At 70.2% G+C, this 13,061-nt stretch carries 11 protein-coding genes; 5 read left to right on the top strand and 6 right to left on the bottom strand.

Annotated elements, in window-relative coordinates; genetic code table 11:
* Nucleotides 1-52: 52 nt before the first annotated feature.
* Nucleotides 53-1,018, bottom strand: a complete 966-nt coding sequence (locus ABEA43_RS12215) for a phage baseplate protein (RefSeq protein WP_345561207.1) — start codon at nt 1,016-1,018, stop codon at nt 53-55.
* A 130-nt stretch (nt 1,019-1,148) separates the two neighbouring features.
* Between ABEA43_RS12215 and ABEA43_RS12210 the strand changes: the two genes are divergently transcribed.
* The 5 genes from ABEA43_RS12210 to ABEA43_RS12190 all read left to right on the top strand — a co-directional run bounded on the left by ABEA43_RS12210 (nt 1,149) and on the right by ABEA43_RS12190 (nt 5,736).
* Nucleotides 1,149-2,318, top strand: coding sequence for a glycoside hydrolase family 183 protein (locus ABEA43_RS12210; RefSeq protein WP_345561206.1), 1,170 nt, complete (start codon nt 1,149-1,151; stop codon nt 2,316-2,318).
* Nucleotides 2,315-3,325, top strand: coding sequence for a DUF4432 family protein (locus ABEA43_RS12205; RefSeq protein ID WP_345561204.1), 1,011 nt, complete (start codon nt 2,315-2,317; stop codon nt 3,323-3,325). The genes ABEA43_RS12210 and ABEA43_RS12205 overlap by 4 nt, the downstream gene beginning before the upstream one ends.
* Entirely contained in the window at nt 3,322-4,095 is a 774-nt protein-coding gene (locus ABEA43_RS12200) for an SDR family NAD(P)-dependent oxidoreductase (protein ID WP_345561203.1), read from the top strand. The genes ABEA43_RS12205 and ABEA43_RS12200 overlap by 4 nt, the downstream gene beginning before the upstream one ends.
* Before the next feature lie 232 nt (nt 4,096-4,327).
* Nucleotides 4,328-4,747, top strand: a complete 420-nt coding sequence (locus ABEA43_RS12195; protein ID WP_345561202.1) for a peptidase inhibitor family I36 protein — start codon at nt 4,328-4,330, stop codon at nt 4,745-4,747.
* Nucleotides 4,748-4,866: 119 nt separating this feature from the next.
* Nucleotides 4,867-5,736, top strand: a complete 870-nt coding sequence (locus ABEA43_RS12190; protein WP_345561201.1) for a hypothetical protein — start codon at nt 4,867-4,869, stop codon at nt 5,734-5,736.
* Here the strand turns inward: ABEA43_RS12190 and ABEA43_RS12185 are convergent.
* Genes ABEA43_RS12185 through ABEA43_RS12165 form a run of 5 tightly spaced genes read right to left on the bottom strand, consistent with a single transcriptional unit; the run spans nt 5,695 to nt 13,032 of the window.
* A complete protein-coding gene (locus tag ABEA43_RS12185; RefSeq protein WP_345561200.1) occupies nt 5,695-7,131 on the bottom strand; it encodes a S10 family peptidase in 1,437 nt (478 codons plus the stop codon). The two genes, ABEA43_RS12190 and ABEA43_RS12185, sit on opposite strands and share 42 nt — an antisense overlap.
* 9 nt (nt 7,132-7,140) lie before the next feature.
* Entirely contained in the window at nt 7,141-8,373 is a 1,233-nt protein-coding gene (locus ABEA43_RS12180) for an enolase C-terminal domain-like protein (protein WP_345561198.1), read from the bottom strand.
* A complete protein-coding gene (locus ABEA43_RS12175; protein ID WP_345561196.1) occupies nt 8,370-11,375 on the bottom strand; it encodes a glycoside hydrolase family 38 N-terminal domain-containing protein in 3,006 nt (1,001 codons plus the stop codon). Before ABEA43_RS12175 ends, ABEA43_RS12180 begins: the two co-directional genes overlap by 4 nt.
* Nucleotides 11,375-12,184, bottom strand: coding sequence for a carbohydrate ABC transporter permease (locus ABEA43_RS12170; RefSeq protein WP_345561194.1), 810 nt, complete (start codon nt 12,182-12,184; stop codon nt 11,375-11,377). The genes ABEA43_RS12175 and ABEA43_RS12170 overlap by 1 nt, the downstream gene beginning before the upstream one ends.
* A complete protein-coding gene (locus tag ABEA43_RS12165) occupies nt 12,181-13,032 on the bottom strand; it encodes a carbohydrate ABC transporter permease (protein WP_345561192.1) in 852 nt (283 codons plus the stop codon). Before ABEA43_RS12165 ends, ABEA43_RS12170 begins: the two co-directional genes overlap by 4 nt.
* Between the last annotated feature and the right edge of the window lie 29 nt (nt 13,033-13,061).

The following is a 13,061-nucleotide window of genomic DNA, read 5'->3' as shown; positions in this document are numbered from 1 at the left end:
GGCTCGCAGGGTATCCGCCCGGCCGGGGCCGGGTCACTCGGATTTCCCCGTCTCAGACGAGCTCGGACTTGTAGAAGATGCTGGCCTTGCGCGCTCCCGCGACGCCCGAGGCCAGGCCGAGACACAGGCGAGGGGCGCCCGAGACGATCTGGACGGCCATGCCCTCGGGCTCGCGGAAGTCCAGCGACTGGCCCGCCACGCTGTGCGCCCGCTGGACCTGCTCGCCCGTACGCAGGTCCAGGCAGGTGAGGTAGGTGTTGCCCGGCGGCGGGCTGAGGTCGTAGGAGTTGCCGGTGAGGAGGTAGACGAAGTTCCCATAGGCCGCGTAGCCCTGGAAGGTGCCCAGACCGGTCGGCTGGGCGATGTCGTACAGCTTCTGGGGCGCGCCCGCCGTGACCGAGGCCAGCTCGTACGCCGCGATGCGGAACGCGCTCCCGTCGACGTAGCGCATGACAAGCCGGTTGGTCGAGGGGTCGATCGCGCATGTGGTGTTGGTCGCGCCCGCGACCAGCGAATACTTGGCGAGCGCCGAGGACGACGTGGTCAGCGTCTGGCCGTCGGTGAACTTGAACCTGGCCAGCTTGGAGCCCCGCGAGGTCGCGCCGTCGCTGATGCCGTCGGTCTCCGTCCACAGGTAGGCGGAGGCGCCCGACGGCTCGACCCCGATCTGGACGCCGTGGCCGAAGCCCATCAGGTACATGTGGCCGAGGACCGTGCCGGTCAGGCTGAGCTTGGTCACGCACAGGTGGCCCGCGGCGTCGGAGCCGGCGCCGTTCTTGACCTGGATCGTGTAGATGTGGCCGTGCGCGTTGTCGATCGTGAACGACTGCAGGACGGTCTCGTCGTACAGGGCCTTCTTCCAGATCAGCGAGGTCGCGGGCGCGGTCAGCTCGAACCGGCCCTCAGCTCTGGAAACAGCGGCTGACGCGGGCTCGGCGGCGGCCAGCGCGGCGGTCGCGGCGACTCCGGCGCCCAGCTTCAGCAGCCCTCTGCGGGTAACGGGGGCATCAGATGACATTTCCACATCCGTCCACTTTGCGAGGTTCGCGATCTTCACCCTAACCGCGGCGTGTGCTCACAGGAACTCTAGACAGCAAGTGATCTAATGACTAGAACTGTAGGGAACCCCCCACCCCTAGGACACAGTGATGACGCGATTCCGCTCCGCCCTAGCACCCTTGGCCATCGCGCTGGCCGGCCTGACGGCCGTGCCGCAGCAGGCCTGGGCGGCACCGCCCAAACCGGTGCCCTCGGTGGCCCAGCAGCAGCAGTCACCGGCCACGGCCGCCGCCGCGTGCGCCCCGACCGTCAAGAGCACCACCACCGACGCCCGCCTGACCAGCCTGTTCACCAACTACGGCAACGACAACAGCCGCCTGGACGACTGGACGGGCGCCGACGGCACCTACTCGCTCAAGCTGCCCAGCGGCAAGGAGCTGTGGGTGTTCTCCGACACCTTCCTCGGCCAGGTGAACTCCGACGGCTCGCGGCCCCCCGTGGTCGAGGAGGGCGGGACGACGGTCTTCCTGAACAACTCCTTCGCCGTCGAGCGCGACGGCCGGCTGTCCACGATCCACGACGGCACGACCGCGAAGCCGACCGCCGTCATGCCGCCGCGCGACTCGACCCACTGGTACTGGGCCGGCGACGCGACGCTGGCCGGCGGGATCGTCGAGGTGACCTACCAGGAGTACGAGCGCTACGGCACCGGCGCCTGGGACTGGCGCTGGCACCGGAACGTGGTGGCCAGGTTCGCGCCCGGCCGGCTCGAACGGCCGATCAGCGTGCACGACCTGCCGTCGGGGGCCGGCATCGCCTGGGCCTCGGGAACGCTCAAGGACGGCGCCTACACCTACGTCTACGGCGTCGAGGACCTCGGCTCCCCCAAGTACATGCACATCGCCAGGGTCAAGGGGCAGAGCCTGCTGGGCAAGTGGGAGTACCTCAAGGCCGACGGCACCTGGTCGCCGACCGAGACGGACTCGGTCCGGGTGATGAGCGGGGTCGCGAACGAGTACAGCGTGAGCCGCGTCGGATCCGGATATGTCCTGATCACGCATGACACGACCGAGGTGCTGAGCCCGAACATCGTGGCCTACTCCTCCTGCTCGCCCTTCGGCCCGTTCACCGGCAAGCAGCACGTCTACACGACCCCCGAGACCAGCGGGAACATCTTCACCTACAACGCCCACGCGCATCCTGAGGTCGCGGGCAACGGGCTGGTCGTCTCATACAACGTCAACAGTTTCGTGAACACCGACCACTACCGCGACGTGTCCATCTACCGGCCCCGATTCCTGGATGTGACCTTCGGGTGAGGCGTAACTGGGCGGCGCGCCTGCGGCACGTCACGATCGGCGGGCTGCGGGCGGTCGTCCTGGAGAACGAGCGGCTGCGCGTGACCGTCGTGCCGGACAAGGGCGGCGACGTGGTGGAGTTCCTGTACAAGCCCACCGACACGGACTTCGTCTGGCTCTCCCCGCAGGGCCTGCGCGACCCGCACGACCACCTCCAGGGCGCGGCCGACGACGTCGCCCAGTTCATCGACCACTACGAGGGCGGCTGGCAGGAGATCTTCCCGAGCGGCGGCGCGCCGAGCGAATATCGCGGCGCGCGGCTGGCCCAGCACGGGGAGGTCGCCGGCCTGCCGTGGGAGTACGAGGTCGTGGCGGACTCCGAGTCGGAGGTCGCGATCCGGCTGAGCGTGCGGACGCGGCGGCTGCCGTACCGGATGGAGAAGGTCTTCAGGCTGAGGTCCGGCACGGCGGCGCTGGAGATCGAGGGGCGGGCCACGAACGACTCCCCCGTCCCGCTGCACGCCATGTGGGGCCAGCACATCGTGTACGGGCGCCCGTTCCTGCGCCCTGGGGCCACGATCCGGCTGCCGGACGGCGTCACCGTGGTCCCGCACGAGAGCGCGATCAACCCGGCCGGGCGCCGGGTCGCGGCCGGCGGCCCCTGGTCGTGGCCGGTCGTGCCCGCGGACGGCGGCGGCGAGACGGATCTGAGCGTGGTGCAGGAGCCGGGGTCGCCGAGCGACATCGTCTACCTGACCGGCTTTAACGAGGGTTGGTACGAAATTTCGGGGGATATCGGTATTCGGGTGATGTGGGACGCGACCGTGCTGCCGTACCTGTGGATGTGGCAGGAGCTCGGCGCGTCCACAGATTATCCCTGGTGGGGACGGGCTTACACGGTGGGGCTCGAACCGTTCTCCAGCATGCCGACCGACGGTCTGGCCGCCGCGGTGGCCAACGGGACGGCTCTGACATTGGGCCCGCACGAGACGAAGGTGTTGAAGTTGCGCGCGGAGGTTATGGCGTGAGTGGCGAGTTCGCAGGCAAGGTGGCGCTGGTCACGGGTGGCTCGATGGGCATCGGGCGGGCGGTGGTCGACCGGCTGGCCGCCGGCGGCGCGTCCGTGGTGTTCTGCGGCGTCGATAAGGCGGCGGAGCTCGACAGCGAGCACGTCACCGGCGTGATCGCCGACGTACGCCGCGCGGGCGACATGCGCGACCTGGTGGACCTGGCCGTGACCAGGTACGGCGGGCTCGACATCGTGGTGACCTGCGCGGGCGTGCAGCGCTACGGCACGGTCGAGGACACGCCTGAAGAGGTCTGGGACGAGGTGCTCGACGTCAACCTCAAGGGCGTCTTCCTCGCCTGCAAGGCGGCCGTGCCCAGGCTCAGGGCCCGCGGCGGCGGCTCGATCGTGATCATGTCGTCGGTGCAGGCATTCTCCTCGCAGGCGCAGGTGGCGGCCTACACCGCGAGCAAGGCCGCGCTCAACGGCCTGACCAGGGCCATGGCGCTCGACCACGCCTCCGACGGCATCCGGGTGAACGTGGTCTGCCCGGGCTCGGTGGACACCCCCATGCTGCGCTGGGCGGCGGACCTGTGGCGGGGCGACCTGTCGCAGGAGGAGCAGATCCAGCAGTGGGGCCGCTCGCATCCGCTGGGCCGGGTCGGCCGCCCAGAAGAAGTGGCCGAACTGGTGGCATTCCTGGCGGGGCCGCGCTCGTCGTTCATCACCGGAGCCGAGCACCGCGTGGACGGCGGTCTGCTCGCGCAGAATCCGGCGGCGCTCCCCGAGTAGGTCGAGCGCACCCCACGGGTTCCTCCTCCCGCCCACCCGAGCTGGCAACAGTTGCGTCAACGCGGCGAACACCCAGGTCACAGGGCTGATACGAGTGTATCTGCGAGCCGGGGCACGCGACCCTCTTCCCGGGCGGGAAGCCCTTATGGGATCGGCGAGTCATGACGACTCGTATTCGATTCGGCACGCTAAGTTACGAGGTCGAAACGACGAACCGATCGAGGAGAGACCTGTGAGGCTATCCAGAAAGGCCGCCGGTTTCATCGCCGCTGCCGCGATGTTCACCGTGGTCGCCCCCGCCACCGCCGCGGTGGCCAGCCCCCGCTCGACCTGCTACGGAGGTCGAGTCTGTCTGTACGCCGGCTTCGACTACAACCGCGGCCAGGTCGACCACTGGCGCGACTTCGTCCAGGACGACTCCAACCTGGAGGACAACAACTGGCTGAACTGGGACTTCAGCAACAGCTGGCACAGCATGAACAACGAGACCAGCTCGGTCAGGAACCGGGTCGGCTGCAGCGCCACCCTGTGGCAGCACGCGGGCTACACGGGCGCCCACAGCACGTTCACGCACAACTCGAACGACGGTTTCCTGGCGAACAACGCCATCGGTAACAACCGCACCAGCGCGATCGACATCTGGTGCCGCTGAGCACTACCGGTAGTGCCGGTTTCCGGGCTTGGCCGCCGGAAACCGGCTGGCGCGGGCACAGCACAGGCGCATCCGTGCCGCCCGCCCGGCCGACGTCAGCCCCGCTCATTCCCGGGCTGGTGTCCGTCCTGCTGATGTGCACGGCCTGCGCCACGGCAGACCCCGCACCCCGGACGCCCGCGAAGGGCGTCGCCTCGGTGTCGGAGCTGGTGCTGCCGTTCGACGCCTACAAGACCACTCCCGAGCAGCGGGCCGTCCTGGGCAACGCCCACAACAGCCTCGTCGTGCGATGCATGCGCAAGCAGGGCATCACCCTCGCACCGCCCGCCGAGGAACCGGACGCCCTCGCCGCGATCGATCCCGGCAACTCCCGCCGCTACGGCGTCGCGGACACCGAGGCGGCCAGGCGCTACGGCTACCACCTGGCCAGGCCGCCCTCTCCTGACACGACCGGCGCCTGGGCCGGCAAGCTGCCCAAGCGCACCCGCCACCGCCTGTACGGCACCGCCGCCGACCGCGGCTGCCTCGACCGCGCGACGCACTTCCTGGACAGGGGTGCGCCGAAGGCCGATTGGCCGTGGCTGAACCTGCAGGACTCGCTCACGCTGGAACAGGCCGCGAAGGACTCGTCCGTGACCGGGGCCGTCAAGCGCTGGCAGTCGTGCATGAGCCAGGCCGGGCTGTCCTACCCCTCGCCCGAGGCGGCCATCGCCGACGGCCGCTGGGATCTGGACAAGCCGGCGGTGAGCGAGGAGGAGAAGCAGACCGCGCTCGCCGACACGACGTGCAAGTGGTCGTCGGGCCTGGTGGCCACCTGGTACGCGGCCGACGCGGCGTTGCAGCGGGCCGTCATCCGCGACAACCCCGACCGCTTCGCCGCGCTCCGCGCGAACCTCAAGCAGCGCCTGAGCCGTGCCTCACACCTCTCGGCCGAGGACGAGGAGCTGTCACGCCTCGCGGCCGGCGACGAAGGCGGCAAGATCCGCTGACTGGCGCAGCCTGCTGGGCTCGTGGACGTACATCATGTGGCCGGCCTCGTAGTACTTGAACTCGACGTTGGCCGCCAGCTCCGCGGGCACCGGCAGGTGCGCGAAGGCGTGCTCCGCCGCGTAGTACGGCGTCGCGCCGTCGTGGTAGCCGCAGGCGACGTGCACGCGCAGGTGCCGGTTGGCGCGCATGGCGTTGCCCAGCTTGCCGACCACGGTCACGTGCGCGCCCTCGAACTCCTTGTACGACCACGGCTGCACCCGCGAGGTGAGCACCTCGTAGGGCAGGTCGTTGGCGTAGCCCAGCTCCGTGCGCAGATAGTGGTTGAGCGCGGCGCTGTAGGGCCCCATGATCGCGTTCATGCTGGGGTCGGCGGAGAGGCGCTCGCCTGCCGCGTCGGGCTCCCAGCCGGTGAAGCGGCCGTCCAGGCGCCCGACCGTCTGGCGGCGCGGGCGCAGCACCTCGGTGAAGAAGCGCTGGTGCTCGATCCGCAGGTTCACCCGGTCCACGTAGTCCTCGCCGAGCCCCGTCAGCCCGGCCACCCTGGCCACCGCGGCCGAGCGCTCCTCGGGGGTGAGGCGGGTGCCGCGGGCCAGCGCCCACGGGTAGTCGCGCTCGGCGTACGCCTCGGCCTCGCGCAGCACGTCGGCCAGCGGCCGGTCGCCGTGCAGCCCGTGATAGTGCGCGATAGCCGCATAAGTCGGCAAATAGAGGGAGTAGGACAGGTCGTTGCCCTGGTTGAACCGCACGGTCCCGAAGTCGAGGATCGAGGAGATCAGCATCACGCCGTTGAGGAACATGCCGTAGCGCGACTGCAGGTGGTCGGCCAGCCCGGCCGCCCTGACGGTCCCGTACGACTCCCCCGCCAGGAACTTCGGCGACATCCACCGCCCGTTCCTGGTGGTCCACAACCTGATGACCTCTCCGACGGACTCCAGGTCGCCGGTGAAGCCGTGGTACGGCTCCGCCTTCTCCCCCTCGGCCGCCCGCGAGAAGCCCGTGGAGACCGGGTCGATGAAGACCAGGTCGCTCACGCTCAGCAGGCTCTCCTCGTTGTCGGCCAGCCCGTAAGGGGGAGGCAGGAGCGAGCCCGCGTCCCCCATGACGACCCGGCGCGGGCCGAGCACGCCCAGGTGCAGCCACACGCTCGACGAGCCGGGCCCGCCGTTGAACGCGAACGTCACCGGCCTGCTCAGCGGCTCGGCCCCGTCGAGCGTGTACGCCGTGATGAACATCTCGGCCTTGGGGCGCAGGCCGTCGAACTTGCCGTCGGTGATGACCTCCTCGCGCAGCACCATGGTGCCGGTCGTCGCGGTGTACGCCTGGCCGGACGGCAGGGTGTGCGACGTGGTGACGAGGTTGTCCGCGGGCGGGGCAGGTTGTGTTGCTTCAGACATATCGCCCAATTATGGTGCGATTTCCAAGGACACGGTCGGGTCGGCGAAGCGCTCGTTCGGGACGGTGGCGTACCAGCCGGGCCGCCCGGGGTCGCGATCGTAGGGATAGCCGCCCATCTCGCGATAGAGCTCGGCGTAGCGGGCGACCTTCTCCCGGTCCAGCCGCACGCCCAGCCCTGGCCCCTCCGGGACGGCGATGGCGCCGTCCTTGTAGGCCAGCTTGCCGCCCTCGATCACGTCGTCGCGGAGCTGGTGGTAGTGCGCGTCGGCGGAGTAGGTGAGGTTCGGCAGCACCGCGCCCAGGTGCAGCATGGTCGCGAGCTGGATGCCGAGCTCGCCCGACGAGTGCACGGCCACCCCGAGCTGGAACGTCTCGCACACCCCCGCCGCCTTGATGCACGGCCTGATGCCGCCCCAGAACGTCGTGTCCAGCAGCACCACGTCGGCGCCCCTGCGCAGCACGTTCGAGGCGAGCTGCTCGAAGTTGACCACGACCGTGTTCGTCGCCAGCGGCACCTTGACCTGCTCGCGGACGATCCTGAGCCCTTCGAGCCCCCAGACGGGGTCCTCCAGGTAGTCGTTGTTCAGCCCTTCGATGGCCCGGCCGAAGCGCAGCCCCTCGGCGACCGACAGGACGGCGTTCGGGTCGTACCTGAGCCGGTCGTCCGGGAACGCCTCGGCCAGCGCCCGGTAGCACTCCAGCTCGTAGTCCGGCGGGAAGACCCCGCCCTTGAGCTTGTGCACGGTGAACCCGTGCGCCGCCTTGAGCCGCGCGGTGTGCTCGACGAGCTGATCGGGCGTGCGGATCTCGGCGTACCCCTCGGCCGCGTAGCGGAAGAACAGGTACGAGGCGAACGGCACGGCGTCGCGCACCCGCCCGCCGAGCAGATCGCTCGCGGACACGCCCAGGTGCTGCCCGATGAGGTCGATGCAGGCGAACTCGATGGCCGCCAGGAGCTGGGTCCTGTTGTTGTAGAGCGAGGCCGTCGGGTTCGCGATCTTGAAGCGCAGCGACTCCAGCTGGAAAGGATCATGATCCTTCAGGTACGGCATCAGCGCGCGGAACGCCGACTCCGCGCTCTCTCCCCCTCCTCCCATCTCCCCCAGGCCGACCAGCCCGTTGTCGGCCTCGACCTCGACGATCGTGCGGACGAACCTGCCCCAGTGAGCGCCGTTGCTGTGCCGCAGCGGCGCTTCGAGCGGGACCGCGACCGTCGTGGCCCGGATGTCAACGATCTTCACGAGCACGTCCCCCAAACGGCGGCCACGCCACAGGCGGGCAGCCGGACCTTGACCGATTCCCCGGTGACCTCCAGCGGCTCCAGGCCGCGCGCCAGCCCGGCGCTCACCCTGGCCGAGCGCAGCCCGGGCAGCCGCACGGTCGCCTCGACCGGCTCGGCGGCCAGCGACTGCAGCCGCACGACCCGCTCGCCGCCGGCCTGCCCGATCGACGTGACGAGCACGTCGGGGTGATCGACGGACACGTACGACTCGGTGACCGCGGGGCTGTCGCTGATCAGGGCGCCGACGAACGGCTCGGTCAGCCCGGCGGCCGCCGCCGCGCCCAGGCGCCTGCCCTGCGCGCCCGCCTCCGAGACGACCGAGTACCGGAAGGTGGTCTCGCCCTGCTGCTGCGCGGGGAAGTTGGTGTCCCAGATGTTGTTGAGCGCCCACGAGTAGACCGTGCCGTCCTCCTGCTCCAGCGTGGGCGGGAACGGCGCGTACGGCATGTGGATGGTGCCGAGCTGGACCAGCGGCGCCTCCAGCGTGGCCCACGCGATGGTCAGCTCCGGGTCCTCGAACGCGATCCAGTGCCTGATCGGCAGCATGTACTCGGCCGAGCCCGGCACCCTGGCCACGCCGGGGCCGCCGACGCCGCCGGTCAGCTCCCAGGCGGTGGCCGCGCCCGCGGCGAACGGGAAGGCCAGGAAGACCGCCTCCTTGGCCGGGGTCCCCTGCTTGGCGAGCTGGTAGGTCAGGTCCACCCTGGGCACGCCGTGGTGCAGCTCGATCGTCGTGCGCAGCCAGTCGACGCCCTTGCCCTGCAGCTCCACGACCAGCTTCTCGCCGACGGCCGTGCGCTGGGCCTTGACGATGGTCGCGTGCTTGCCGATGGCCCGGTCGCCGAGCAGCGTGCGGTCGTGCGCGCCCACGTGTCCCGACAGGTGGTTGAAGTGGGGCGCGGTGGCGTACTGGTCGTAGACGTACTGGCCGAAGCCCGCGGCGGCCTCGCCGTTGACCAGCTCCCTGCCCGCCTTCTTGTCGAAGACGGAGCTGATGTAGCCCTCGCGGACGTCGTACGCCACGCGGTAGAACTCGTTCTCGATCACGCCGCCCAGATCGAGCTCGACCGGCTCCGGGGCCTGGCTCTGGCCGGGGACGACGTCGACGCGCGCGTAGGCGAAGCCGGGAAGGTCCTGGACGATCGCGTGGATGTGCCGCCCGATCGGCCGGGTCGGCCAGTCCACCGGGTCCACGAACTCCTCGTGGTGCGGGATCGTCTCCCCGCTGCGCGAGTCGACCAGCGCGATCGGCACGTCCACGCCCACCACGTCCCGCGGCAGGAAGGCCCGCACGATGTCGGTCCGCGCCCAGGTGCCCGGGTTGAAGACGGCGAACGAGGCCAGCGCCCCGCCCTCGGTGCCGGACTCCGACAGCGCGGCGGCGAACCTGCGGGTCGCGGCGTGCAGCAGGTCGGCCGCGTCGTCCTGGGCGGAGTAGGCCCCTGACGACTTGCGCGTCCACTGCAGGCCCCCGGAGTCGCCCGCCTCCTCGGCGTCCTCCCACGGGTTGGCCGCGCCCCAGGTGTGCTCGTTGAACAGCGCCACCTTGTCGTAGGCCAGGTCGATCTGCTCGGTGGCGTCCGCGCCGGCGAGCGTGTGCAGCGTCTCGGCGATCCGCAGCGCGGACTGCGCCCGCCGCACGTAGCCGAGCGGGCGCGCGCCCGAGCCCAGCCCGTCGGCCCACCAGTCGGTCCAGTCGCCCTCGTGCACGGCCAGCCGGTCGTGGTAGCGCTCCTCGACGTGCTCGAAGAAGTCGCTGTTCACGGCCGAGCGCAGGCGCGGGTAGGCCCACTGCTCGTTCCACCGGCGGGCGATCGAGGCGGGCACGATCGAGGGGCCCGCGTTGTCGGCGTGCGCGCCCTGCACCCGCAGGTGCAGCACATCCAGCTCGTACGGCTCCCGCGGCGCGTCCGGCCCCTGCCAGCCGAACGTCCCGGGCCCGTACGGGTAGCCCCGCGTGGCCAGCGCCGACAGGTAACGCGGCAGCAGGTCGTCGGCCAGCTCGTAGGAGTCGGTCAGCCCGACCGTGTTGCCCTCCATGTACGCCATCCCGTGCGGCGTGTCGGTGAACCACACGATGACCTCGTTCCCGCTGGGCGCCCGCCAGCGGAACGGCCTGGTCAGCTTGTCGCCGCCGTGCAGGTAGGGCACCGAGCGCCCGGCCCAGTTGTGCGCCGCGGCCAGGTAGCGAACACCCGCCGAGTTGAGCGCGTCCACCAGGCCGACGACCGCGCCCGGCACGTCGGTGTGCATGGCCGACTTGGTGGCGAAGCCGTAGCGCTCCTGGAGCTGGGTGGTGAAGCGGAGCTGACGGTAGAGCTCCTCGGTCGAGCACGCCTCGGTGTGCAGCTGGAACGGCAGCGCGGTCACCTCGATCACGCCCTCGCGGGCCCGCGCGGCGAACGACTCGACCATCTCGGCCGGCCGCGCGTCGAGCCACTTCAGCGCGGGCATCGACGACTCGACCGACCACCTGAACTTGGCGTCGTCCGGCCAGGACGCGGTCTCCTCCGCCAGCCGCAGCGCCGCGTCGAGGTAGTCGAGGTGGTGGCGCAGCACCGTGCCCTGCGGATCGGTGTAGCCGATGTCCAGGTGCGAGTGGTGCACCACGAACACGCTCCACTTGCGCTGCGGCGTCACCGTGACCTGGGCGGTGCCGACCACGCCCGCGTCGTCGCGGCACTCCAGCGTGAACGCGCGCGGCGCGTCCACCTCGGGCACCAGCAGCGTCACGTCGCTGCCCGAGGCGCTGTCCACGCCCACCAGCACGTGCGTCAGCGGCTCGGTGCTCGACACCCTGACCGCCTGGCGGCCGTCATGGGTGAACAGCGGCAGCACCGCGACCCGCACCTCCAGGCCGCGCACGCTGATCACGGGCGTCGAGGTGTCGTCGCGCAGCGCCTGCCGGATCCCGTCGTAGTCGGGGCTCCCCAGGCTCCGCTGGAGCAACCGGCTCGTCATCAAACACTCCCTAGAGACAGGCCCCTGGCGAAGAGGCGCTGGGTGGCGAGGAACAACAGGACGGTCGGCAGCGAGACCACGAGGCCCGCGGCCAGGCCGACGGGCACCGGGGTCCCCGCGTAGACGTCGGTCATGAGGCCGGCGATGGCGGTCATCACCGGCCGTACGTCCTCGGTCTGCGTGAGGGTCAGGCCGAAGATGAGGTCGTTCCAGATGAAGGTGAACTCGAGGATGAACACGGCGGTCAGCGCGCTCAGCGAGATCGGCAGGTAGATCCCCCAGAAGATCCGCCAGGTGGAGGCGCCGTCCATCCGGGCCGCCTCGAAGATCGAGAAGGCCACGCCGGTGTAGAAGTTGCGCAGCACGAAGGCGGCCAGCGGCACGTTGATCGCGGTGTAGAGAAGGATCATGCCGAAGCGGCTGTCGTACAGGCCGGCGTCGCTGTAGCCGACGAACAGCGGCACGAGCAGCATCTGCGAGGGGAAGATGGTGCCGCCGAAGATCAGCAGGAACCACCAGAAACCACCGCGCAGCCGCAGCACCACGATCGTGTACCCGGCCAGCGCGCCGATGAGCACGCCGAGCAGCGGGGAGACGACGCTGTAGAGGGCGGTGCTGGCCAGGCTCTGCGTCAGGTTCGCGCTTTCCAGCGCCTTCGCGAAGTTGTCGAAGAGCGCGAAGTCGCCGGAGGGCACCCACGCGCGGCCCGGGTCGTACGAGCTCGCCGGCCTGGAGGCGTTGACGAGCAGCAGGTAGGTCGGCCCGAGCCAGATCAGCCCGAGCACGACGAGCACGGCACGCCTGATCACGTGGCGTTCACCTGCCTCTTGAGGTAGAGGTAGGACGCCAGCCCCGTGACGACGGTCAGCATCACCGCGACCGCCGAGCCGTAGCCGTAGTCGCTGGCCACGAAGGTGTCCTTGTACATCGTCACCGCCAGCGTCTCGGAGTTGCGCCCCGGGCCGCCCTGCGTCAGGACCCACACGATGTCGAACGTCTTCAGGCTGGCCACCAGCGCGAGCCCGACCACGACGGCGGTCAGCGGGCGCATCAGGGGCCAGATGACGTGCCTGAACAGCCCCCACCCCGAGGCCCCGTCGAGCCTGGCCGCCTCGATCGGCTCCTTCGGGATGGACTGCAGGCCCACCACGAACAGCAGCGTGTTGACGCCGAGCTGCTGCCACGTCCAGACCAGCAGCATCGCGATCGTGTTGGCCGGCGCCTCCTGCAAGAACGCGGTGTCCACGCCGAGCAGCAGGTTCGCGATGCCGTCGTGGGACAGGATCGGGCTCCACACCATGGCCAGGCCCGCGCCGCTCAGCGCGTACGGCAGCATGAACGGCACGCGGAACCACATGCCGCCCTTGATGTCGTAGGACAGCACCGCGACCAGCAGGCCGAGCCCGACCGGCAGCACCATGGTGCCGACGACCCAGATCAGCGTGTTGCGGGTGGAGGTGAGCAGCGCCGGGTCGTCGAACAGCTTGACGAAGTTGCGCAGGCCGATGAAGACCGGCGGCTCCAGCCCGTCGTAGCGGGTCAGGCTCAGGTAGGCCGTCCACAGGAACGGGGCGTACAGCAACCCGGCGACGAGCAGCGCCGCCGGGGCGACATATCCGTACCTGAACCGCCCCAGCATCGGCGTACGGGTGTTCATGGCCTCACTCCACGAGGCGGGCTCCCTCG

This window comes from Nonomuraea rosea (assembly GCF_039539705.1).
Taxonomy (GTDB): domain Bacteria; phylum Actinomycetota; class Actinomycetes; order Streptosporangiales; family Streptosporangiaceae; genus Nonomuraea; species Nonomuraea rosea.
The sequence above is the reverse complement of the archived record's forward strand: the minus strand, read 5'-3'. Positions and strand labels throughout refer to the sequence as shown.